Genomic DNA, 22,615 nt, shown 5'->3' on the forward strand with positions numbered 1-22,615 from the left:
GGGTGGGGCTTAGCGCACCGGCGCCGGGGGCAGCGAGATGAACTGCCCGGACGTGGCTCGGGCCGTCGCTCCCGCAGCGGCGGGCAGCGCAGCCGCGGGTGCGGCGGGCAAACGGCCCAGCTCGCGCTCGATCGCCGTCACATCGCCTTGGGCGCGCTCGAGCCGGCGGCGCAGCTCCTCGGTGCGCTCTTGCAAGCGCGCCGCGTCGCCGCGCTCGCTTGGCAGCGGCTGCGGTCGGCCTTGGTTGAATTCGGTTTGCAACTCGCGCACCCGCTCTTGGGCGCGGCGCAGCTCGGTTTCTAGAATGAGGCGCGCATCGCGGTCGCGCGCCTGCTGCTCGGCCCGATCGACGCGCTGGCTGGGGGGGCGCTCGGCGCTGGTGGCTGGCGGACGCGGAGCGGCGCTGGTGGCGGCGGCACCCGGCGCCAAGCTGGCCGCGGGGGTGGCCGTGGCCGATGCAGGGCGGCGCCCCTCGACGATGCTCAGGTTGCCGCCTTGCAGCAGGCGGCAGCCGCGCGCCTCGGGGCGCTCGCCGGGCTGGTTGGTGTACTCGTTGCCGCAGCGCCAGATTTGACCCTGTGCCAGCGCCGGAGCTGCGGGCAGCAAGGCTCCGGCCGCCCCGGCCAGCAGCCACACCCCACACGCACCAAAAATTGACCTAGCCTTGTGCATCATCGGGCCATGATAGCAGCAGCGCCCCAAAATGGCACCCACAATGGGCACCAAAGGGGCACTGCAAGGGCGCTGTGGCAGCGGCAGCGCTTTAGTTGCTGAAGTAGAGGTCGAACTCGGTCGGCGTGACCTCGACCCGGGCGCGCGTGACTTCGCCCATTTTCAGCTCGATGTAGGCATCGAGCATGGAGTCGGTGAAGACGCCGCCCTTGGTCAGGAAGGCGCGGTCTTGGTCCAGGTAGCCCAGCGCCTGGTCGAGGCTGTGACAGACCGTGGGCACCAGCTTGTCCTCTTCGGGCGGCAGGTGATAGAGGTCTTTGGTGGCGGCTTCGCCGGGGTGGATTTTGTTTTCCACGCCGTCCAGGCCGGCCATCAGCAGCGCCGCAAAGCACAGGTAGGGGTTGGCCAGTGGATCGGGGAAGCGCGCTTCCACGCGCCGCCCTTTGGGGTTGGCCACGTAGGGGATGCGGATCGAGGCCGAGCGGTTTTTGGCCGAATACGCCAGCTTGACCGGGGCTTCAAAGTGCGGCACTAGGCGCTTGTAGCTGTTGGTGCCGGGGTTGGTGATGGCGTTGAGCGCGCGCGCGTGCTTGATGATGCCGCCGATGTAGTAGAGCGCGAAATCGCTCAAGCCCGCGTAGCCGTCGCCGGCGAACAGGTTTTTGCCGCCTTTCCAGACCGACTGGTGCACGTGCATGCCGCTGCCGTTGTCGCCGTGGTAGGGCTTGGGCATGAAGGTGGCGGTTTTGCCGTAGCTGTTGGCCACGTTCCAGACCACGTACTTGAGGTTTTGCGTCCAGTCGGCGCGCTCGACCAGGGTGGAGAAGCGGGTGCCGATCTCGCACTGGCCGGCCCCGGCCACTTCGTGGTGAAAGACCTCGACCGGGATGCCCAGCGATTCGAGGATGAGCGACATTTCGGCGCGCATGTCGTGCGTGCTGTCCACTGGAGGCACCGGGAAGTAGCCGCCTTTGGTGCGCGGGCGGTGGCCGCGGTTGCCGCCTTCGAGCTTGCTGCCGGTGTTCCAGGGGGCCTCGTACTCTTCGATTTCGTAGAAGCTGCGGCCCGGCTCGGTGCTCCAGCGCACGTTGTCGAACAAGAAGAACTCGGGCTCGGGGCCGAAGTAGGCGGTGTCGCCCAAGCCAGAGGCTTTAAGGTAGGCTTCGGCGCGGCGGGCGATCGAGCGCGGGTCGCGGTCGTAGGCTTTGCCGTCGCTGGGCTCGACCACGTCGCACTGCAAAAAGAGCGTGGTTTCTTCAAAGAACGGGTCGATCTGGGCCGTGTTTGGGTCCGGCATGAGCAGCATGTCGGAGGCTTCGATGCCCTTCCAGCCAGCGATGGAGGAGCCGTCGAAGGCGTGGCCGGCGCTGAACTTGTCTTCGTCGAAATGCGAGACTGGCACCGTTACGTGCTGCTCTTTGCCACGGGTGTCGGTGAAGCGGAAATCAACGAACTTGACTTCGTTGTCTTGCACCATGCTCATCACGTCGGCGACGCTTTTGCCCATCTTGAATTCTCCGGTTGCGTTGAAAGGGGTTGGAAATTGCTGCACAGTTTATAGCAGCAAGCGTGCCAGCTTGGTGACAAACCCGCGCGCTGTGCGGCACCCGGTGCCAAAAAAAGGGGGCTGCGCGAGACCTCGCCACAAACGCACTTTTTTGGGGCATTTTTTGCATCAAAATGGTGCGCACGCACTCTGCATCGGCTCAGCGCACCAACTCGGGGCCCAAGCGGGCGGCTGCGGCGCGCAAGCCGTCGAGCAGATCGGCGTAGGCCGCCTGCACGGGTTCTATCGGCCCCTTGACCCCGAGTTCGAGGTGGCGCCCGTAGGTGGGATGGTCCACGCTGGGCAGGCTAAACACCTTGCACTGCGGGTGCGTGGCCTCGATGTGCTGCATCAGCGGCGTGAGCTGGCCCTCGATGCCCTCGAACACGATCACCGAGCGCTCGCCCCACGCCCCGCGCCGAAAATACGCGGCGTAATGCTGCTCCAGCAGCCACTCGATCATGGGCCAGGCCATGACCGGAAAACCGGGCATGGCGTGCAGCACGGCACCGCTGGGGCTGGTGCAGCTAAAGCCCGGAATCTGGTTGTAGGGGTTGGGGATGATGCGCGCGCCCAGCGGAAACTCGCCCATTTGCAGGCGCTGCAGGTGGTCGGGCCGGTCGGGCTCATAGACCTGGCCCTGCTGGGCCGCCAGGCGTTGCAAGCGCGCCACGATCAGCGCGCGCGCCTGCGGGTGCAACTGCAGCCCCACCCCCAGTGCGCTGGCCGCCGCCTGGCGGGTGTGGTCGTCGGGCGTGGCGCCGATGCCGCCGCAACCAAACACCACGTCGCGGCCCGCCAGCGCCTCGCGCAAGGTGCCGGCCAGCGCGTCCCGGTCGTCGGGCGCAAAACGCGCCCAGGCCAGGCTCAGGCCGCGTGCGGCCAGCAGCTCGATCACGCGCGGCAGGTGCTTGTCGGCGCGCTTGCCCGACAAAATTTCATCGCCTACGACGAGCAAGCCAAAGCGCGGGGCGGGGTTCATGGTTGGTTTTGGACCGAAGCTGGAGCCGGCGTGGTGGATGGGCTGAAGGGGAGCGCGGCCGGCTCGGGGCTGCGCAGCGGCTCAGCGGTGGCCGCGTCCAGGTGCGGCGGCGTCGGCATGGCCGGCTGCGCCTCTGCGCGCAGCGCCTGCAGCGCCGCCAGCAGGTAGTGCACGAACCACAGCGAGGCCAGCGCAAACACCCACGTGTACACCCACACCGCCAGCGGCACCAGCAGCGGCGCCATGGCAATGAACATGGCGCCCGAGGCCCACAACAAACTGGGCGCCGCGCCCAGAAAACCGCTGAACATCCCCATCAGCAGCAGCGCCGTGCGGTGGCGGCGCAACAACTCGTGCCGCTCGGCGCGGCTGGCGTGCTCGGCCAAGGCGTCGAAGGCCAGCACGCGGTAGGTCAGCCAGCCCAAGATCAGCGGCGGCAGGATCAGCACCAGCGGCGGAATCAGCCACAGCGGCAAGGAAATCAGCAAGGCCAGCAAGGCCAGCGCGCTGTGCCCGAGCGACCAGCCCAGGCTGCCCAGCCACGAGCCGCCACGGCGCCGCTCGAGGCCTGCAAAGCGGCGCCGCGCCACCAGCTCCACCGCCACCGGCGTCAACACCAAGGCCACCAGCAGCAGGGTCGCGAGCACGATCAGCGGCGTGGCCAGCAGCAGCACGATCAGCGGCGCCAGCACCGCCTGCAGGAAACCCAGTCCGACCGACTCCAGCCACTGCAGGGCAAACACCACCAGCGCCCACTGTTCGAGCCAGAGCTGCACCGCGGCGATGGCCGCGTCCCAATAAAAATAGCCCAGCGCAAAGGCCGCCAGCACCATCAGCAGCAGCGGAATGAAAGACCAGGCGATGACACGCGGATGCAGGCTATACGCCAGCGCGCGCCAGAAGGAGTCGAGGGCCAAGCGCATAAGGACCGATTGTGTATCAGGCGGCGCCATCCTGCATCGCAGGCGCGGCAACTGGCAGGGGACCGGGGGCTGGGCTTTTGGCCTGCAGGGCCTGCACCTGCTGCGGCGTCAACCAACGCCACGTGCCGGGCGCCAGGTCGGCGGGCAACTCCAGCGCCCCGATGCGGCTGCGGTGCAGGCCGCAGACCCGGTTGCCCACCGCCGCCAGCATGCGCTTGACCTGGTGGTACTTGCCCTCGGTCAGGGTCAAGTCGAGGCGGTGCGATCCGGTGGCCGCGCAGGCAGCGGCGCGCACGGGTTGTTGCTCGCCTTCGAGCATGACCCCTTGCAGCAGGCGGCGCACCATCTCGGGCTCGACGGGCTGCTCGCAAACCACCTGGTAGAGCTTGGGCACGTGGTGGCGCGGCGACGAGAGGCGGTGAATGAAGGCACCGTCGTCGCTGAGCAGCAGCAGGCCGGTGGTGTCTTGATCGAGCCGCCCCACCGCCTGCACCCCGCAGGCGGCACCGCCCGGGCGCTGGCGCAGCGCGCTCGGCAACAAGGTGTACACGCTGGGCCACGCCCCCGGTTTTTGCGAGCATTCGTAGCCGGCCGGTTTGTGCAGCATCAGGTAGGCCAGGCGCTGATATTCCCAGCGCTGGCCTTGCACCCAAAAAACCAGCCCCTCGGGTTCACACTGCAAGCCGGGGTCGTGGCAGCTTTGGCTGGGCTCGCCCAGCGCCACCCAGCCTTGTTCGATCAGGCCGCTGCAAACGCGCCGCGTACCAAAGCCTTGGCTAAATAAAATTGCATCCAATCGCATGGGGCCTGAGCATAGCGCGGTTGCTTGCGGCTTGCCTCAGACCGGGTGCGCCCGCTTGAGCGAAAATGGGGCAAACCCTGCGCCGTCCTTGCCGCCACCGCCACCGCCCCCACCTCATGCTCGAGCGCCTCAAAAAACTCATGCCGGCCAAGGACAGCCTGCTGCAGAACCGCTGGCTGCGCTGGCTGCGGCCGTGGCTGGGGCATCCACGGCTGTGGCACCTGAGCCGCAAGGGCGTGGCGCTGGGGATGGCGATCGGGGTTTTTTTTGGGCTTTTGATCCCGGTGGCGCAAATTCCTGCCTCGGCCATCGCCTCGGTGCTGCTGCGCGCCCACCTGCCCGCAGCGGCGGCCAGCACGCTGGTGACCAACCCCATCACCTTCGCCCCGGTTTACTACGCGGCCTACGAATTGGGCCGCGTCATTTTGCGAGAAGACGCCGCCACCGAGGAAGAATTGGCGCGCATCGTCGAGCGCAAGGCCCAAGACCACGCGCAATCTCGCGACCTGACCCTGACGCAACAAATCGAGCGCGGCTGGCGCAGGCTGGGTGAAATCGGCAAGCCCTTGATCGTGGGCTTGTCGATTCTGGCCGTCACGCTCGGTTTGACGGTGTATTTTGGGGTCAGCGCGATCTGGGCACTGCGGGTACGGCTGGCGCGGCGGCAGCGCTTGCGCAAAATGCGCAACCCCGATTGATGTCGGTCTGCGGGCGCCTTCAAAGCCCCGCTTCTTCGCATAGCGCGGCCTGCTTCCAGGCCTGTTGCGCCACCGCCTCATCGCCGCGCTGCTCGGCCAATTGCGCCAAGGCGCGCCAAGCGCGGCGGCGCAGCCCGGCATCTTGCAGGCTGCGGCTGGCCTGCTGCAGCATCTGGTTCGCTTTGCCCCAGAGCTGGCGCTGCATCAGCGCCTGTCCGGCAAGGTATTGCAGCCCCGCATCGGCCGGGCGGGCCGCCTGCGCTGCGTCCAATTGCGCCAGCCAGCCCGCATCGAGTTCGGGCAGCAAATCTTGCAGCACCCGGATGCTTCGGTGCTGTGCGGCGCCCTCCAGTTGCGTGTAGGCGCCCATGAGGGTTTGCAGGGCCTCGTCGCGCCAGCGGCTGCCTTCTGGCAAGTGCCCGGCCGCGGCCTGCGCTGCGCCGGCAACGCCATCGGCAGCCCCCACCCCCCTTGGCCGCAGCCGCACCCATTGCCGCAGAAACTGCAGCGCCAGCCCGGCGTCGGCGCGCTCCCGGGCATCGAGCCCCTTCCAGACGCGCAGCAACTGCTCGGCGTCGTGGGTTTGCTGCAGCGCCTCGCTCACCAGCGTCTGCAGCAAGCTGGCGGCGGCCGCAGTCGAAAAGGCTTTGTGCTTGCGCAGTTGGCGCACCGTGTCGATGGCCACCGGGCTGTCCCGCTCCAGTTGCGCCAGCTTCAGGCGCAGCCGCAGCGCCTGGATGCGCCGCGCCGCGCCTTGCGGCAACTGCTGCCACCAGGTGCGCGCCTGCACCGGGTCGCGTGCCTCGATGGCCCAGGCGCTGGCACGCAACAGGGCCGCCTCGCGCACCGCCGCCGCATCGGAGGAGGGCTCGGCCAGCGCCGCCTCGATGACGGCATCGCGCCGCCCGGTATTGCCCAAGCTGTGCGCACTCTCGGCCAGCAGCAGGCGCGCCAGCAACAACCAGCGGCTTTGGTGCGCGAGCGTGGCCGCTGGCAGGCGCTCGAGCGCCTGCAGCGCCTGCTCGGCACTGGTTTGCGCGCGCACGAAACGACCCGCCAGCTGCTGGATCAGGGCCTCGAGCAAGCCGACGTAGACCGCCTTTTCTTGCTGCCGCAGGCGCCAGCGCTGGGCCCGCTGCGGCAGCCCCCGCAGCAGGGCAATGCCGCGCAGCGCCAGATGCAGCAGCACGAAGCCCAACAGCAAACCGATCAGCACCAGATTGAGCGACATGTCGATGCGCCAAGGCGCCCAAAACACGCTCACGACGGCCTGGTTGTCACCCACCAGCAAAGCCGCCACCACCGCGACAGCGGCCAGCAGCAAGAACCAGATCACGTTTTTCATGGTGGCGTGGCCCCTTTCAGCGGCCGCCAGCGGCGGTTTGCAGTGCCGCCAGCGTGGCGTCGGGGCGGGGCAGTTCGGGCTGCTGCATATCGATTTGCAACTGCGCCAAGGTGTCGAGCACGCGCTGGGTTTCGGTGGCGGCGGGGTCGAAGTAGCGCTGCACCAGCGTCTGCACCGTTTGCACATCGGCGCGGGCGGCATCGAATTGGCGCGCCATCAGCCCCAAGCGGGCGCTGAGCAGCTTGAGGCGAATGTTTTCGCGCAAAAAATAGGCCTGCTCGGGCGCCAGCAGGGCGGCCTCGGGCTGGTCGATGCGGCTGATGCGAACCAGGTCGGCGCCGCTTTGGCGCACCTGTTGCCACAGCCATGAAACCGCCCCGCTGCCCGTCTGCCCGACCCAGCCCCAGGCACGCTCCCAAATCGGCGTTTCGGCAACCACTGGAGCGGCTTCGTTGGCTGCCGGGATGGCTTCGGATGGCGCTGCCGCAGCGGTTTCGGCGGGGACGACAGCAGGGGCGGTTGTTGAGCCAAGAACTGGCGGCGCCGCTGCAGGCAAGGCTTCTGGCGCCGCCACAACGGCTTGTGCAGCGGCCGTGGCCAGCGGCGCTTGCCCCGCTTGCGCCGACTCAAGGCCCCGGCCTGCTGGGGCCATCCGCTGCGCGGTCGGCTCGCCAACGGATGGATAGGCCATGGATGACGGCAAGGGCTGATTGAGCAGCGGCCATTGGTCCACCCGCTGCGCCAAGCCATCGAGCCGCTGAGCCAGCGCGGGCACATCGACCCATTGGGCGGCCTGCAGGCGCTCGATGTCGGCTGCGATGGCGCGCTGCACCGGGTTCAGGCGCGGTTGGGCCGCGCGGGCAATGCGCTGCTCGGCCCCGCGCAGCGCTGAAATCAGCGGCAGCACGCTGCCCGACAGCTGGCTTTGCTGCTGGGCAAAGCGCACGCTGGCCTCGAGGTCGTGCACCAGGCTGTCGTCGCGCGTGCGCGCCACGGCGAGCATCAGTTCTTCGAGCTGGCTGCGCTGCAGCGCCACTTCCGACAAACGCAACTCGGCCAAGCCCAAGCGCGCCGCCAAGTCTTTGGACTGGGCCTCGGCCGCCGCAGCCAGCTCGCGCGCGGCCACCGCCTCGGCCAGGCTGTCAGCGGCGCGGCGGGCCATCTCCTGCTCGCTGCGCTCCATGCGCTGCACCACGGAAAAGGTCCACGCCATACCCGCCAGCACCAACACCAAGGTCAGCCAAAGCAGCCAATGCGGCGGCGCCGGCCAGCCCGGGCGAGCAAGCCGCTGCAATTGCGCGCCCTGCGCAGCCGGTGTCACGCCTGCGCTGGCGCTGCCCGAGCCTCCCGAAACAGGGGGCGGGGGTGGGGGCTCAGAAGCCACGGAGCTCCCAGGGGAGCCGGGCGTGGCGGGGGAAGACGGGTCGGTCATGGATTGGGCAGTTTAGACAGGGCGCGCAACAAATCGTCGAGCGCGGGCCGATGGGTGATTATTTCGCCAAAACCCCTTTGCCGTGCTGACACGGCGATGCGCGGATGCGACACCAGCGCACGCGACTGCGCCCACGACTGGCTTGGCAGCAACCGGGACAGATGCTGCAAGCCCTCAGAGCTGCTGAACAACCACACGGCCCCGTTGCGCACCCACTCGCGCACCCGTTGCGCGGTGGCCGCATCCCACTGCGGCGCGCTGCGCCGGTAGGCCACGCAAGCGTGCACGCGCCCACCCTGTGCCAGGCACTGCCGCTCCAGCCAATCGCGGCCGCTGCGGCCGTCGGCCGACTGGCCGCGCACCACCAGCAGCCGGTGCCCGGGGTGCAGTTGCGGCTGCACCACGGCCCACAGGGCTTCGGAATCAAACTGCGCCGCGTGGGACGGCGGCTGGTCGATCTGCCCCAACGGCACCCCAGCCGCTTGCAGCGCGGCCGCCGTGCCGGGGCCGGGGGCCCAGCAGCGCGCCGCAAGTGCGGCCAGTGGCGCCTCGGAGCCGAAAAACCCGCGCACCGCCTGGGCGCTGACGAACATCAGGGCGTCGCAGCCCGCTGCCTGCAAACGCGCCTGCTGCAGCGCCGCCTGGTCGGTGGCCGCGGCGATGTCGATCAGGGGCAGTGCCTGCGCCGCCGTCCAGCCCGCCGCGTGCAGGGCTTGCAACCACACGCCGGCCTCGTGCGCCGGCCGGGTCACGAGCAACACCGGGCGGCTGTCAGCGCGTGCGTCGGGGGGCGTGGGCAGGGCTGGCATATCAAGCCGCCGGGGCGCTGGCGTGGCCGGCAGGGCCCGAACCCCGGGCCCCGGCGCGTTGCAACTGCTGCGCCACTTGCACCCCGAGCGCATCGGCCGCCGCCAGGCTGTCGACCCTAGCGCTGGCGCTGGCGCGCAGCAGCAGCGGCTCGCCTTCCGGCTCGCCCCAGGCGGCCTGCAACTGCAGCGTGCCCCCGGCTTCTAGGCGCTCCTGCGCGGGCGCTTGCACCCAAGTGGCATAGGCCGCCAGCGGCATCGAGCAACTGCCGCCCAAGGTGCGCGACACGGCGCGCTCGGCCGCCGCCGCCGCCCAGCTCGGGCCGTGCGCCAGCGGCTGCAGGGCTTGCGCCAGCTCGGGGCGGCTGGCCAGCACTTCGATGCCCAGCGCGCCCTGCCCGGCAGCGGGCAGCATCTGCTCGGGCTCGAACCGGTGCCGGATGCGCGCCTCCAGCCCCAGCCGCATCAGGCCCGCCGCCGCCAGCACGATGGCGTGGTACTGTCCCGCATCGAGCTTGCGCAGCCGCGTGTCGAGGTTGCCGCGCAAGGGCTCGATGCGCACGTCGCTGCGGCCCAGTTCCTGCAACAGGGCGCGCAGCAGCACCACCCGGCGCAGGCTGGAGGTGCCCACCACGGCGGCGTGCGGCAGCTCGGCCAGCCCGGCGCAGTGCGGCGAGACCCAGGCGTCGCGCGCGTCCTCGCGCTGCAACACCGCCGCCAGCTCGAAACCAGTCGGCAGCTCCATCGGCACGTCTTTGAGCGAATGCACCGCCAAGTCGGCGCGGCCCTGCTCCAGCGCCAGCTCGAGCTCTTTCACGAACAAGCCTTTGCCGCCCACCTTGCTCAGGGAGCGGTCCAGAATCTGGTCGCCCAGCGTGGTCATGCCCAGCAGCTCGACCGCATGGCCGTGCTGCTGCAGCAAGGCGCGCACGTGTTCGGCCTGCCACAGCGCCAAGCGGCTTTCGCGGGTGGCGATGGTGAGGGTGCGGGGGGCGGCAAGGGTCATGGGGGGCACGCTGCAAGAAAGGGGTCGGGGTACGAATCGAGGGGGCGGCGCACGCTAGGTGTTCGCTGACCCGCGATTATCCGCCGCGCCTGGTGCAACCAACCACTAGGCGCCCAGCAGTTCGCGCACCAGCGGCAACTGGCGCCGCGAGACCGCCAGCGCCTCCGGCACGCCGTCGAGGCGCAGCAGCCAGCCCTCGGGCTCGTCGTGGCCGCAGTGCGCGCCGGCTTTTTCAAGCGCGCGCACGCGGTGCCGCGCCACCAGCGCGTTGCGGTGGATGCGCAGCCAGCGCCCGGGGTGCGCCTGCTCGAGCTCGTTCAGCGAGCCCTCGTAGAGGTAGGCTTGGGCTTTGGTGCGCACCGTGAGGTACTTGGACTCGGCCTTGAGGTAGAGGATGTCGGCCAGCGGCACGCGCACCAAGCCACCGCGCTCGTGGATCGTGAGCGCCTCGGGGGGGTGGGCCGGTGCAGCCCCGTTCGCTGTGGCGCTGGCCGTGTCCGCCACCAGCCGCCAGCGCGCCACTTTGTCCAGCGCCTGCTGGAGCCGCTCACGCCGCACCGGTTTGGTGAGGTAGTCGATGGCTTGCAGCTCGAAGGCCGCCAGCGCGTGCTCGGTGTGCGCGGTCACGAACACCAGCGCGGGCGACGCGGGCCAGTCGCCGGGCCAGTGGCGCAAGCGCTCGGCCAGTTGCAACCCATCGAGGCCGGGCATTTGAATGTCGAGCAGCAGCACATCCCAGGCGGCGTGCTGCAGCTGCTGCATGGCCTGCACCGCGTTGCTCGCTTCGCCTATCTCGGCCACAACACACGCACCCGCCTGGCACAACTCATCGAGCAGCGCCCGCAGCCGCGCCCGCGCCAGCGCTTCGTCATCGACCAGCAACACCCGCCAAACCATTACAGCCCTCCTGCATCCAAGCAGCCATCGGCCAAGCAGCCTGTGGCAGCCCACCGCACAAGCCCTGCTGGGCCACGTAAAATCGCCCAGCCCAGCACCCAGAAAACCGACCGGGCCGCCACCCGCAGGCCCCTCACCCTGCGCGCCCCGTGCGTCCAAACCCGGACCGGCCCATTTTCACCAATTTTGCCTCCCTTGCGCCGCCCATGACTGCCAACCCACTCGACAACAAAACCCAAGCCTGGTCGGCCCTGTTCAGCGAGCCCATGAGCGCGCTGGTGCAGCGCTACACCGCCAGCGTGGGCTTTGACCAGCGCCTCTGGCGCGCCGACATCCGCGCCAGCCTGGCGCACGCCGAGATGCTGGGGGCGCAAGGCATCATCAGCGCCGCCGACCAAGCCGCCATCGAGCGCGGCATGGCCGCCATCGCGGCCGAAATCGAAGCCGGCCACTTCGATTGGAAGCTGGAGCTCGAAGACGTGCACCTCAACATCGAGGCGCGCCTGACGCAGCTCGTGGGCGACGCCGGCAAGCGCTTGCACACCGGCCGCAGCCGCAACGACCAGGTCGCCACCGACGTGCGGCTGTGGCTGCGCGACGAGATCGACGCCCTGCAGGCGCTGCTGTTGGAGCTGCAAGGCGCGCTGCTGGAGGTGGCCGAGCGCCACGTCGAGGTCATCATGCCCGGCTTTACGCACCTGCAAGTGGCGCAGCCGGTGAGCTTTGCGCACCACCTGCTGGCTTATGTGGAGATGTTTGCGCGCGACGCCGAGCGCCTGTCCGAGGTGCGCCGGCGCACCAACCGGCTGCCCTTGGGCAGCGCCGCGCTGGCCGGCACCAGCTACCCGCTGGACCGCGAGCGCGTGGCGCGCAGCCTGGGCATGGTCGATCAACACGGCCAGCCGCAGGTGTGCCAAAACAGCCTCGATGCGGTAAGCGACCGCGACTTTGCGATCGAGTTCTGCGCCGCCGCCAGCCTGTGCATGGTGCACATCAGCCGCCTGAGCGAGGAGCTGATCATCTGGATGAGCCAGAACTTTGGCTTCGTGCGCATCGCCGACCGCTTCACCACCGGCAGTTCGATCATGCCGCAGAAAAAAAACCCCGACGTGCCCGAACTGGCGCGCGGCAAGACCGGGCGCGTGGTCGGGCACCTGATGGGCCTGCTCACCCTGATGAAAGCGCAGCCGCTGGCCTACAACAAAGACAACCAGGAAGACAAAGAGCCGCTGTTCGACACCGTGGACACGCTGCGCGACACGCTGCGCATCTTTGCCGAGATGATCGGCGGCCAGCCCGACCCGGCCACCGGCCTCAAGCAAGGGGGCTTGAGCGTCAACGCCGCCGCCATGGAGCAGGCGGCGCAAAAGGGCTACGCCACTGCCACCGACCTGGCCGACTACTTGGTGAAAAAAGGGCTGCCCTTTCGCGACGCGCACGAGTGCGTGGCGCACGCCGTCAAGGCCGCCAGCAGCCACGCCTGCGATTTGGCCGAGCTGCCGCTGGCGGTGCTGCAGGGTTTTCACCCGCTGATCGGGCCAGACGTGTACGAAGCGCTGAGCCTGCGCGGCTCGCTGGAGGCACGCCAGACCGTGGGCGGCACCGCACCGGCCCAGGTGCGGCTGCAGCTGGCGCGCCAGCGCGTCCGGCTGGGGCTGGGGTCCACGGGGCCACAAAACCAGCCAAGCTAAGGCCAGCCCGTCTAAGCCGCTGGCTGCTCGAAGCCCCCCGCCGCCCAGCCTTCGTATTCCGCCACCTCGACCCGGTTGCGGCCGCTGCGTTTGGCGCGGTACAGCGCGGCGTCGGCGCGCGCCACCATGCTCGAGAGGCTGAGGTCGCGCGCATCAAAGGCGGCCACGCCAAAGCTGGCCGTTACGCGCAGGCTGCGCGCTTCCCAGCGCACCGGGTTGGCCTCGAAGTGGCTGCGGATGCGCTCGGCTGCGTGGCGCGCCACGTCGGCGCTGGTGCGCGGCAGCAACACCACAAATTCTTCACCACCCCAGCGGCACGGCAGGTCGGAGTCGCGCATCTGCTGGCGCAGCAAATCAGCCAGGTGCACCAAGGCCGCATCGCCACAGGCGTGGCCGTGGGTGTCGTTGATGGACTTGAAATGGTCCACGTCGAACATGATGAACGAGAGCGGGTCTTGGTAGCGCAGGCTGCGCTGGATTTCGGCCTCGGCCAGATCGATGAAGGCGCGCCGGCGCAGCAAGCCGGTCAGACCATCGGTGCGCGCGGTGCGCTCGGCCTCCAGTTTTTGCAGGCGCAGCTCGTCGGTGGCTTGCTGCACCTGCAGCTTGAGCTCCTCTTGCGTGACCGCCACCTGGCTGGCCATGCGGTTGATGCCGCGGGCCAACTGGGCCATCGGACCGGCTCGGGTCAGTTCGGCCCGCGCCTGCAGCTCCCCGCTGCCGATGCGGCGCACCACGTCGCTGATGTGCGCCACCGGCCGCGTCACGCTGGAAGCGATCAGGGCCGACAGCAGCGCCGCCAGCATCAAGGCCAAACCGGTGGCGGCCAGCGCCCACAGCAGCAGCTTCTGGCTGCTGCGCTGCAGCGCTATCAAATCGTATTCGAGTGCCACGAAACCGAGCAGCACCGGATCCGCCGCCCCCGACTCCAGCAAGCCAGCCGCCAGCGGGTCATCGACCGCCATCAAGTCGGAGCGCACCTCGAGGATCACCCACAGGCGCTCGCCGTTGAGGTGCACGCGGTTGCCGGTGAAATCGGGCAAGGCGGCACCAAAGCGCCCTGCACCGGCTTGGAACTGCCCGTTGGCTGCGCGCAGCGCCACCGCCACAATCTCATCGTCGCTGTCTTTGGTGGTGGCGGCCAGGCGCTGCAGAGTCTGCACGTCGGCGGCAAACAGAGAAAACTCGGCCTGGCTGGCCAGTTGCTTGGCCACTGCCTGCGCCTGGTGCTGCTTGGCTTGCAGCAGTTCGTGGCCATGGCGCTGCACAAACAAGGCCAACAGCACCAGCACCACCAGCACCGCCGGCAAGGCGGCCGCCAGCCACAGGCGCAGCCGCATCTGACGCAGCATCGGGTCGGGGCTCATCGGCTGCCCTCCTCGTGCGCGCTGCCGCTGCGCTGCATCAGGGCCCCGGCCAGCATGGCCACCGCAGGCAGTTGCAGGTTGAGCGAACGCGCCACCGGTTCGTTGATCGCCAGCTCGAACTGCGCCGCCCATTGCTGGCGCAGCCTTGCCCGGGGTTGTTGCGCATGGCGCAGCAAGTCGAGCATTTGCTGCGCCGCCTGGGCCGGTGTGGTGAACAGGCCCAAGGTGGCCCCGGCGCGCACATGGGCCTGCGAAAACGTCACCACCGGCAGGCGCTGGCGGTAGGCGGCGATGAGCAGATTCTGGAACTGGCTCGGCTGCACCACTTGAGCATCGGGCAACAGCAGCAACGCCTCGCTGCCATCGAGCACGCGGCTCAGCGCCGCAAAGAGCTCGGCCGGCCCGTCGGATTCGTGCAACTGGGCCGCCTGCATCTGCCACTGGCGCTGCTGCAAGGCCTCGCGCAAGGGCTCGCGCCACGCCCGGGTGGCGGGGCCAAACAGCACCCCAACCCGCGAGCGATCGGGCAAGGCCAGCCGCAGCAGCTCGGCCAGGCGCGGCAGCGGCTGATCCAGCCAAGCCGCATGCGCATGGTTGCGCAGCGCAGCCGGCAAGCCCGCCCACGCCGACTGCGACAACAAGCCCGCGACCCAAGGCACGCCGGGCAATAGGGGGGGCTGACGTTGCCCCCAAGCCGCCAGCGCGCGCACACCCAACAGCATCAGGGCCGCACCCGAACCCAACTGCTCCCACTGCGCCCAATCGGACCACAGACCGGCTTGCAAGGGCAGCGCCGTGCCGCCACGCAGGACGCGCAGCGCCTCTTCTTGGGCCGCGTTGCGCTCCGACAACACCACCCACAGCGGGGCCGGGCTTGCAGCGGGCGGCGCCATGGCGCCGGCCACCCCTTGCGCCCACAGGTTGGCACTGGCGAGGTGGCCGAGCAAGCCCGCCCCGGCCAGCATCGCGATGCGTCGGCCGGGTTCTGCGGGATCAGAATTCGAGGCGCAAACTCGCATAGGCACGCCGGTTGCTGGGCCGGTTGGGCACAAACTCGTCGATGTCGCCGGTGAGGGACTGCACCACCAAGGCGGCTTCGGCGCGCGCACCAGCCCAATCGAACTCGCGCGCCAGCCGGGCATCGACACGCGTACTGGAACCCACCGCGCTGGCCGCGCCGCGCCAAGACATGGGCGAGCGCTCGTGCAGCATCAGCGACAGGCCCCAGCCGTGGTCGAGGCGCTGAAACCAGGCCACGGTGCTCATGCGCGACGGCGGCTCGCGCCCGATCGGCCCGGGCTGGTGCCACTGCACTTGGTTGAAAGACTGGTTCAGCCGCCATTCGGTGCGCTCGCTGGGCCGCCAGATGAGCTGGTACTCGAGCCCGCGCAGCGTAAAGCCAGGCGCGTTCTCGTACTTTCTCTGATCAGGAAAGGGGGCGGGCTGGGGGATGGCGAGAAACTGGATGAAATTGTGCAGGCGCTCCTCGTACAGCCGCACGTCGAGGTTGACGCGACCGTTGGCCAAGCTGGCGTGGTAGCCCAATTCCCTAGTATGCAGCACCTCGTTGCGCAAGGCCGGGTTGGGAATGTAGGTGTTAACGAAACTGCCAGCGGGAAAGAAGCCATCGGGCAAAAAATAGCGCGCATCGGCGCTGCGCTCAAATATTAGCGGCGGCCGCTCGGCGCGCGTCAGACCGGCGCGCAGCGTGTGGCCGGGCGCGATTTCGTGGTTGACCATCAGGCGCGGGGCCAGGTAGCTGCCGGTGTCGCTGCGATAGCCCGCAAACAGACCCGCATTGACCAGCCAGCCCGGGGCGGGCGCCCATTCGGCATGCCCAAACACGCGCCAATCGCGCACCGCTACGCGCTCGGTGGTGGCAAACTGCGCCGACGAAAAGCTGCTGTCGTCGCGCAAACCACCCCCCAGCACCCAGCGCCAGCTCGGCGACAGCACCCGCGTATGCTCCAACTCCAGCGCCAGCCGCCGCTCCTGGTAGCCCAGATTGACGTCGATTGGGACGTAAGGAACCGGGAAACCCAACCCATTAACCGGGACACGGTACACAAACCGGTCGGCAAAGCGCTCTTCGTCCCACGACAGGGTGGCTTTCCAAGTGGCCTCGGCTTGTGGGGCGTGATTCCATTGCAGCAGCGCGTGGGATTTGCGCAGGGCAATGTCGCGCGGCGGATCGGCTGCATTGGCCGGGAAGCCGTCGCCGGCATCCCATTCGCTCAAGCCGGCTTGCAGCATCCATTCGGTCGCGGGGCTGGGCTTGAGGTCGGCGCGCCAGAGCACCTGCACCCGCTGCTGGCTGTCGTGCAGGTCGCGCAGGCCGTGGTCGGCGCTGCGGCTCACGCTCAGGCGCTGCGACAGCCCCGGTGCGCCCCAGCCAAAGCGGGCGTAGGCATCGGCCACGCCGGCGTTGCCGGCGTTGAAAACCAGCGCCTGCCCGAGGGTGTCGAGCGTGTGGCGCGTCACCACGTTGATGACGCCAAACAGCGCGTGCGCCCCAAAGGCGGCCGAGTTGGTGCCGCGCAGCACCTCGATGCGCTCGACCTCCTCGATCGGCAGCGCATTCAGGGCTCGAAACCCCCCACCCACAAAACTGGGGCTATAGAGCGAGCGCCCATCGACCAGAATCAGGCTGCGCACCCCGTATTCATCGATCGGGGCGTGGTAGGCCGCCATCAGGTTGGCCCCGTTGTAGCCCGCCACCATATAGCCCGGCACCAGGCGCAGCGCCTCGGTGACGGTGCGCGCGCCGGAGCGGCGCAGGGTCTGGCGGTCCAGCACCGTCACGGCACCGGGTGCGTCGGCCAGCGGCTGCGCCAGCCGCGTCACCGACAACACCTGCTGCGGCGGCTGATCGGAAAAAAAATCGGGCTCGGCTTGCGCGAGCAGTTCCAACGGTGGCATGGGCTGGGCCTGCACCGCCCCACCCGCCAAACCCAGCAGGCCCAAACAGGCCAGCCAAGCCAGCGCATGCACCGGTGCGCGCAAAGCCGAACCGGTGCCCCCGCTGCGACGGCAAAGCCGCAGGCAGGCAGCGGCTGGCTGCGGTATGGGTTGGGTTGGCTCCATGGTGCGCACAGGCAAGTTAAAGGGTTGAATCTATCATTCTATGCCCTATCGGCGCTTAGGCGCTACGCTTAGGCGCTACCATAGCCCACCGTGCAACCTGCCTTAAGCTGGGTCGTGGCAAACTCCACCGCTTTCCTGCCTCACCTGCTCGGCGCCACCCGGCCCTCCCGCCCGCGCCCCCAAAACCCCTTTTGCCTTGCAATGAAATTCACCGGCTCCCCAAACTACGTCGCCACCTCCGATCTGATGCTGGCGGTGAATGCCGCCATCACCTTGCAGCGGCCCTTGCTGATCAAGGGCGAACCTGGCACCGGCAAAACCCTGCTGGCCGAAGAAGTGGCCGCCGCGCTCGGCCTGCCGCTGCTGCAATGGCACATCAAGAGCAGCACCAAGGCGCAGCAGGGCCTGTACGAATACGACGCCGTGAGCCGCTTGCGCGACTCGCAGCTCGGCAACGAGCGTGTGCACGACATCGGCAACTACATCGTGCAAGGCGTGCTGTGGCAGGCCTTCACGGCGGAGCAGCCGCTGGTGCTGCTGATCGACGAAATCGACAAGGCCGACATCGAATTCCCCAACGACTTGCTGCGCGAACTCGACCGCATGGAGTTCCACTGCTACGAAACGCGCCAGACCATCCGGGCGCGGCACCGGCCTCTGGTGTTCATCACCTCCAACAACGAAAAAGAGCTGCCCGACGCCTTTTTGCGGCGCTGCTTTTTCCACTACATCCAGTTCCCCGAACCGGCCACGCTGCGCCGCATCGTGGGCGTGCACTTCCCCGGCCTCAAAGACGAGCTGCTGACGGCGGCGCTCAAAGCCTTTCTGGAGCTGCGCCAACTGCCGGGCCTGAAGAAGAAGCCCAGCACCTCGGAACTGCTGGACTGGATCCGGCTGCTGCTGGCCGAAGACATTCCGCCCCAGGCGCTGCTGGGCAAAGAGCAGCAACTGGTGGTGCCGCCGCTGGTGGGGGCGCTGCTCAAAAATGAGCAAGACGCCGGTTTGCTGGAGCGGCTGGTGTTCATGAACCAGCGCCACCGCTAAGGCGGCCCCGCGGCGCCACCCGGCCATGCTGATCGATTTTTTCTACGCCCTGCGCGCGGCCAAGTTGCCGGTGTCGGTGCGCGAATACCTGACGCTGCTGCAGGCGCTGCAATCGGGCGTGGTCGGCCCTGCCAACCCCGAAGCCGGCTCGCTCGACGATTTCTACTATTTGGCGCGCACCACGCTGGTCAAGGACGAAACCCTGTTCGACCCCTTCGACCGCGCCTTCGCCGCCCACTTCAAAGGCGTGCAGGCGCTGACCAGCGAGGGCACGCGCGACATCCCGGCCGACTGGTTGCGCCAAGAACTCGAACGCTTGCTGAGCGACGAGCAAAAGGCCAACGCCCCCCGGCTCGACTGGGACGAGCTGATGCAGACGCTCAAAAAGCGCCTGGAAGAACAGCAAGGCCGCCACGCCGGCGGCAACAAGTGGATCGGCACCGGCGGCACCAGCCCCTTTGGCCACGGCGGCCACAACCCGCAGGGCGTCCGCATCGGCGGGGCTGGCGGCCAGCGCAGCGCGGTCAAGGTGTGGGAGCAGCGCCTCTGGCGCGACTACGACGACAGCGCCCCGCTGGGGCCGCGCCACCTCAAACTGGCGCTGCGCCGGCTGCGCAAGTTTGCGCGCCAAGGCAGCGCGCTCGAGCTCGACTTGCCCGACACCATCCGCGCCACCGCCGCCAACGCGGGCTGGCTCGAACTGCGCCAGGTGCCCGAACGCCACAACCTGGTCAAGGTGCTGCTGCTGCTCGACGTGGGCGGCAGCATGGACGAGCACGTGCAGCAGGTCGAGGCCCTGTTTGCGGCCGCCAAGGCCGAGTTCAAGCACCTCGAGATTTACTACTTCCACAACTGCGTCTACGACTTCGTCTGGAAGCACAACCAGCGCCGCCACCGCGAACGCACCGCCACCCTCGATTTGCTGCACACCTACAACCGCGACTACAAGCTGATTTTTGTCGGTGATGCCACCATGAGCCCCTACGAAATCCTGCAACCCGGGGGCAGCGTCGAATACGCCAACGCCGAGGCCGGGGCCGAGTGGTTGCAGCGTCTGACGCGCCACTACCCGCGCCACGCCTGGATCAACCCGCAGCCGTTGGGCCTGTGGCCCTACCAGCGCAGCATCGAGCTGATCCAGCAGCTCATGGCCCAGCGCATGTACCCGCTCACGCTGCGCGGGCTCGAAGAGGCGATGCGGGTGCTGTCGAAATAGCGCCCGCCAGCGGGCTTCGGGGATAATCCTTGCCGCACCCCCGCCGTAGTTCAATGGATAGAACGGCCGCCTCCTAAGCGGCAAATACAGGTTCGATTCCTGTCGGTGGGACCACCCAGATCAGGGCTGCGCCAACTCGTCCATCCAGAGCGCGTCGAGGTCGGGAATCTGCCAGTCTTTGGGGTTTTCGCGCTTTTCGATTTGCAAGCGGTTGCCCGGTGCCGAAAGGTCGATCCGTTGGGGGACCACCCGCTCGTGGCTGAGGGTCGAGTACACCGTTTTGACGATCGGCTTGAGCAAGGATGCGCCCGACTGCTCCACCACCAGCGCCAGCTTGCCGTTGCTAAGCCGCACCAGCGAACCCGTGGGGTAAATGCCGAGGCTGCGCACCAAGGCCTGAAAGATTGCGGGATCGAGGTGGCCGTTGGTCCACTGCGCCATTTTGGCCAGCGATTCGGCTGGGTCCCAGCCCTCTTTGTAGGGCCGGTTGGAAGTGATGGCGTCGTACACGTCGCACACCGCCCCCATGCGCGCCATGCGGCTGATGGCCTCGCCCGCGAGCTGCTTGGGGTAGCCCTTGCCATCGATGCGTTCGTGGTGGTGCAGGCAGACGTCGAGCGCAATCGGGTCATCGACTCCGGCGGCCAGCAAACGCCGGTGCCCGTGTTCCGGGTGCAGGCGCACCTGGGCAAACTCGTCTTCGGTCAGGCGGCCGGGTTTGTTGAGCATCTCCAAGGGCACGTCGGCCTTGCCCAGGTCGTGCATCAGGCCCGCAAAACCCGCTGCGCGCGTTTCGGCCTCGCTCAAGCCCAATTGGCGCGCCAAGGCCACCATCAGCGCGCACACCGCCACCGAGTGCATGTAGGTGTAGCCATCGGCGGTTTTCAGGCGCGCCAGGCTGATGAGGGCGCCGCCGTTGCGCAGCACCGAATCGGTGATCTCCTCGGCCACCTGGCGCGCCACCTCCTGGTCGATGGCGCGGCCCATGCGCACCTCGGCAAACATGTGGCGCACCGCCCCGGTGGCGGCTTTGCAGATGGCGGCGGCGCGCTGATACTCGGCGCGCATGGTGGCGGCCTCGGTGTCCGGGACCGGGGGCGGCTGGGGCACTGCCGGGGTCTGTGGCTGCCCGGCGGCCTCGGCGGTGGCGGGCGGCGCCAGCACATCGAGGCCCAGGCTGACGTCGATCAGCACCTCTGTGATCGCGCACTCGTGCACCAGGTGCAACTCGTGCGCGTCGGTGATGACGAACTTGCTGCGCCAAAAGGGGTGATCCATCCACGAGCCGCAAAAGGCCTCGATGTACATACCGAGGCGCACGTCGCGCACCGGAATTTTCTTGAGTTTGGGTTTGGGCATGTGCAACGGTGCCGGCCAACCGGCTTCCTCTCTGTTTCGCCTCAGTATAAGGGGCAAAACCGGGCCTTGGCACGGTGCGCTGATAGACACGTGCCTTGCCGGCCTCAGGTGCGGCGCAAGGTGCGGCTGAGCAAAATCACCGGCACCAGCCCCACCAGCACCAGCGCCAGCGAGGGCAAGGCGGCCTCGCCCAGGCGCTCGTCGCGCGCCAACTGGAACGCCACCACCGCCAGCGTGTCGCTGCCAAAGGGCCGCAGCACGAAGGTGGCGGGCAGCTCCTTCATCACATCCACAAACACCAACAGCGCGGCGGCGGCAATGGAGCGCAGCAGCAGCGGCCGGTGCACCCGCCACAGCAGCGCTGGGCCGGTGCTGCCGAGCATGCGCGCCGAGTCGTCGAGGCTGTTGGGGATGCGCGCGTAGCCGCTTTGCACCGATTGCAGCGCCACCGCCGTGAAGCGCACCAGGTAGGCCCAGACGATGCCCAGCACCGTGGCCGTGACCCAAAAACCCACCCCGCTGCCCGGTGCCGCCGCCTGCAACCAGCCCACCGGCAGCAAAATGCCGATCACGATCACCACCCCCGGCACCGCGTAGCCCAGGCTGACCACGCGCGTGACCAGGCCGCCGATGCGGCTGGGCTGGGCGCGCTGCATGAAGCTCAAGCCGAGCGCGATGGCGCTGGCCAGCAGCGCCGCCAGCCCCGAGAGCCACAGGCTGTTGTAGGCCCACTCCAGAAAGCCGCTCCAGGGCAAAACATCCCAGCCGCCAATAAGCGGGCGCAGCATGAACAGCACCGGCAGCACAAAGCCAAACAAAATCGGCAAACCGCACACCACCCACACCAGCCAGCGGCCCGCGCCCTGCAGGCGCACCGGCTGCGCCTCGGCCTGGCCACCCCGGCCCCCGCGCGGCGCGGCAAAGCGCATGCGCCGCTGCGCCCGCTGCTCCACCCACAGCAGCAGCGCCACCGTGAGCAGCAGCATGGTCGCCAGTTGGGCGGCGGCGTAGCGGTCGTCCATCACCTTCCAGGCGCTCACGATGCCGGTGCTAAAAGTCTGAATGCCGAAGTAAAACGTGACGCCGATATCGGCCAGCGTTTCCATCAGCGCCAGCGCGATGCCCGCCGCAATCGCCGGGCGTGCCAGCGGCAGCGCCACCTCGACGATGCGGCGCCGCATCGGGGCCCCGAGCAGGCGCGCCGCCTCCATCAACTGGGTGGCGCGCTCGCTCAGGGCGGTGCGCGCCAGCAGATAGACGTAGGGGTAGAGCGTGAAGATGAACACCCAGGCCGCGCCCCAGACGTTGCGGATTTCCGGGAACAAGCGCCCCTGCAGCCCGAAGGTGTCGCGCAAGAACACCTGCATCGGGCCCGAGAACTGCAAAAAATCGGTGTAAGCAAAAGCCACCACATAGGCCGGCGCTGCCAGCGGCAGCAGCAGCGCCCACTCAAAAAATCGCCGCCCAGGGAAGTCGTACAGCGTCACGGCGCAGGCTGTGGCCATGCCGATCAGCCCCGCGCCCAGCGCCACCAGCAGGCACAGCAGCAGGCTGGTGGCGATGTAGCGCGGCAGCACGGTATCGGCCAGGTGGCGCAGCAAGTCGATCGACTCGGCATCGAGCTGCCACCAAGCCATGGCCAGCGCCAGCACCGGCAGCGCCAACACCAAGCCCACCACCAGCAGCAGCATTTGCAACAGCGCAGCCGACAGGCGCGGCCAACGGGGGGAATGGGGTGCAGGCAT

General features: G+C 68.5%; 19 protein-coding genes and 1 tRNA gene. 5 read left to right on the forward strand and 15 right to left on the reverse strand.

The window, feature by feature from the left end; translation table 11 throughout:
* Positions 1–9: 9 nt before the first annotated feature.
* The 5 genes from SRAA_RS09590 to SRAA_RS09610 all read right to left on the reverse strand — a co-directional run bounded on the left by SRAA_RS09590 (position 10) and on the right by SRAA_RS09610 (position 4,925).
* The gene (locus SRAA_RS09590; protein WP_052467551.1) at positions 10–636 is read right to left on the reverse strand and encodes a hypothetical protein; all 627 of its coding nucleotides are present in this window, start codon (positions 634–636) and stop codon (positions 10–12) included.
* A gap of 127 nt (positions 637–763) precedes the next feature.
* Entirely contained in the window at positions 764–2,179 is a 1,416-nt protein-coding gene (gene glnA, locus SRAA_RS09595; protein ID WP_045532368.1) for a type I glutamate--ammonia ligase, read from the reverse strand.
* 199 nt (positions 2,180–2,378) lie between these two features.
* Positions 2,379–3,200: a competence/damage-inducible protein A gene (locus SRAA_RS09600; protein ID WP_045532369.1), complete on the reverse strand. Its 822-nt coding sequence runs from the start codon at positions 3,198–3,200 to the stop codon at positions 2,379–2,381.
* Positions 3,197–4,123 (reverse strand): EI24 domain-containing protein, encoded by a 927-nt coding sequence (locus tag SRAA_RS09605; RefSeq protein WP_045532370.1) that lies wholly within the window; start codon positions 4,121–4,123, stop codon positions 3,197–3,199. The genes SRAA_RS09600 and SRAA_RS09605 overlap by 4 nt, the downstream gene beginning before the upstream one ends.
* A 16-nt stretch (positions 4,124–4,139) precedes the next feature.
* Positions 4,140–4,925: a pseudouridine synthase gene (locus SRAA_RS09610; RefSeq protein ID WP_045532371.1), complete on the reverse strand. Its 786-nt coding sequence runs from the start codon at positions 4,923–4,925 to the stop codon at positions 4,140–4,142.
* Positions 4,926–5,041: 116 nt separating this feature from the next.
* On the opposite strand from SRAA_RS09610, the gene SRAA_RS09615 reads away from it, so the two are divergent.
* Positions 5,042–5,623, forward strand: a complete 582-nt coding sequence (locus SRAA_RS09615; RefSeq protein WP_045533664.1) for a DUF2062 domain-containing protein — start codon at positions 5,042–5,044, stop codon at positions 5,621–5,623.
* Between the two features lie 19 nt (positions 5,624–5,642).
* On the opposite strand, the gene SRAA_RS09620 is transcribed toward SRAA_RS09615, so the two are convergent.
* The 5 genes from SRAA_RS09620 to SRAA_RS09640 form a co-directional block, all read right to left on the reverse strand.
* Positions 5,643–6,968 (reverse strand): heme biosynthesis HemY N-terminal domain-containing protein, encoded by a 1,326-nt coding sequence (locus SRAA_RS09620; protein WP_045532372.1) that lies wholly within the window; start codon positions 6,966–6,968, stop codon positions 5,643–5,645.
* A gap of 16 nt (positions 6,969–6,984) precedes the next feature.
* A complete protein-coding gene (locus tag SRAA_RS09625) occupies positions 6,985–8,181 on the reverse strand; it encodes a uroporphyrinogen-III C-methyltransferase (protein WP_171820237.1) in 1,197 nt (398 codons plus the stop codon).
* A gap of 215 nt (positions 8,182–8,396) precedes the next feature.
* Positions 8,397–9,209, reverse strand: a complete 813-nt coding sequence (locus SRAA_RS09630) for a uroporphyrinogen-III synthase (RefSeq protein WP_045532373.1) — start codon at positions 9,207–9,209, stop codon at positions 8,397–8,399.
* A gap of 1 nt (position 9,210) precedes the next feature.
* A complete protein-coding gene (gene hemC / locus SRAA_RS09635) occupies positions 9,211–10,212 on the reverse strand; it encodes a hydroxymethylbilane synthase (protein WP_045532374.1) in 1,002 nt (333 codons plus the stop codon).
* A gap of 105 nt (positions 10,213–10,317) precedes the next feature.
* The gene (locus tag SRAA_RS09640) at positions 10,318–11,109 is read right to left on the reverse strand and encodes a LytR/AlgR family response regulator transcription factor (protein ID WP_045532375.1); all 792 of its coding nucleotides are present in this window, start codon (positions 11,107–11,109) and stop codon (positions 10,318–10,320) included.
* Positions 11,110–11,315: 206 nt separating this feature from the next.
* Here SRAA_RS09640 and argH point away from each other — a divergent pair, with 206 nt between their 5' ends.
* Positions 11,316–12,800, forward strand: a complete 1,485-nt coding sequence (gene argH / locus SRAA_RS09645; protein WP_045532376.1) for an argininosuccinate lyase — start codon at positions 11,316–11,318, stop codon at positions 12,798–12,800.
* An 11-nt stretch (positions 12,801–12,811) separates the two neighbouring features.
* On the opposite strand, the gene SRAA_RS12080 is transcribed toward argH, so the two are convergent.
* The 3 genes from SRAA_RS12080 to SRAA_RS09660 are packed head-to-tail and all read right to left on the reverse strand — an operon-like array spanning position 12,812 to position 17,251.
* Entirely contained in the window at positions 12,812–14,167 is a 1,356-nt protein-coding gene (locus tag SRAA_RS12080; RefSeq protein ID WP_052467553.1) for a diguanylate cyclase, read from the reverse strand.
* Positions 14,164–15,114 carry a type 1 periplasmic-binding domain-containing protein gene (locus SRAA_RS12525; protein ID WP_171820238.1) on the reverse strand — a complete coding sequence of 317 codons (951 nt, stop codon included), beginning with the start codon at positions 15,112–15,114 and terminating at the stop codon, positions 14,164–14,166. The genes SRAA_RS12080 and SRAA_RS12525 overlap by 4 nt, the downstream gene beginning before the upstream one ends.
* A gap of 46 nt (positions 15,115–15,160) precedes the next feature.
* Complete coding sequence (locus SRAA_RS09660; RefSeq protein ID WP_144318747.1) at positions 15,161–17,251, reverse strand: TonB-dependent receptor plug domain-containing protein; 2,091 nt, start codon at positions 17,249–17,251, stop codon at positions 15,161–15,163.
* Between the two features lie 201 nt (positions 17,252–17,452).
* Here SRAA_RS09660 and SRAA_RS09665 point away from each other — a divergent pair, with 201 nt between their 5' ends.
* The 3 genes from SRAA_RS09665 (at position 17,453) to SRAA_RS09675 (ending at position 19,625) form a co-directional block, all read left to right on the forward strand.
* Positions 17,453–18,295: an AAA family ATPase gene (locus tag SRAA_RS09665; protein ID WP_045532379.1), complete on the forward strand. Its 843-nt coding sequence runs from the start codon at positions 17,453–17,455 to the stop codon at positions 18,293–18,295.
* 25 nt (positions 18,296–18,320) lie between these two features.
* Positions 18,321–19,511, forward strand: coding sequence for a vWA domain-containing protein (locus tag SRAA_RS09670; RefSeq protein WP_045532380.1), 1,191 nt, complete (start codon positions 18,321–18,323; stop codon positions 19,509–19,511).
* Positions 19,512–19,550: 39 nt separating this feature from the next.
* Positions 19,551–19,625, forward strand: a tRNA-Arg gene (locus SRAA_RS09675).
* A gap of 6 nt (positions 19,626–19,631) precedes the next feature.
* Here the strand turns inward: SRAA_RS09675 and SRAA_RS09680 are convergent.
* Together SRAA_RS09680 and SRAA_RS09685 are read right to left on the reverse strand one after the other, a co-directional pair.
* Positions 19,632–20,870 carry an HD-GYP domain-containing protein gene (locus SRAA_RS09680; RefSeq protein ID WP_045532381.1) on the reverse strand — a complete coding sequence of 413 codons (1,239 nt, stop codon included), beginning with the start codon at positions 20,868–20,870 and terminating at the stop codon, positions 19,632–19,634.
* A 104-nt stretch (positions 20,871–20,974) separates the two neighbouring features.
* Positions 20,975–22,615: an ABC transporter permease gene (locus SRAA_RS09685; RefSeq protein WP_045532382.1), complete on the reverse strand. Its 1,641-nt coding sequence runs from the start codon at positions 22,613–22,615 to the stop codon at positions 20,975–20,977.

This window comes from Serpentinimonas raichei (genome assembly GCF_000828895.1).
Classification (GTDB): domain Bacteria; phylum Pseudomonadota; class Gammaproteobacteria; order Burkholderiales; family Burkholderiaceae_C; genus Serpentinimonas; species Serpentinimonas raichei.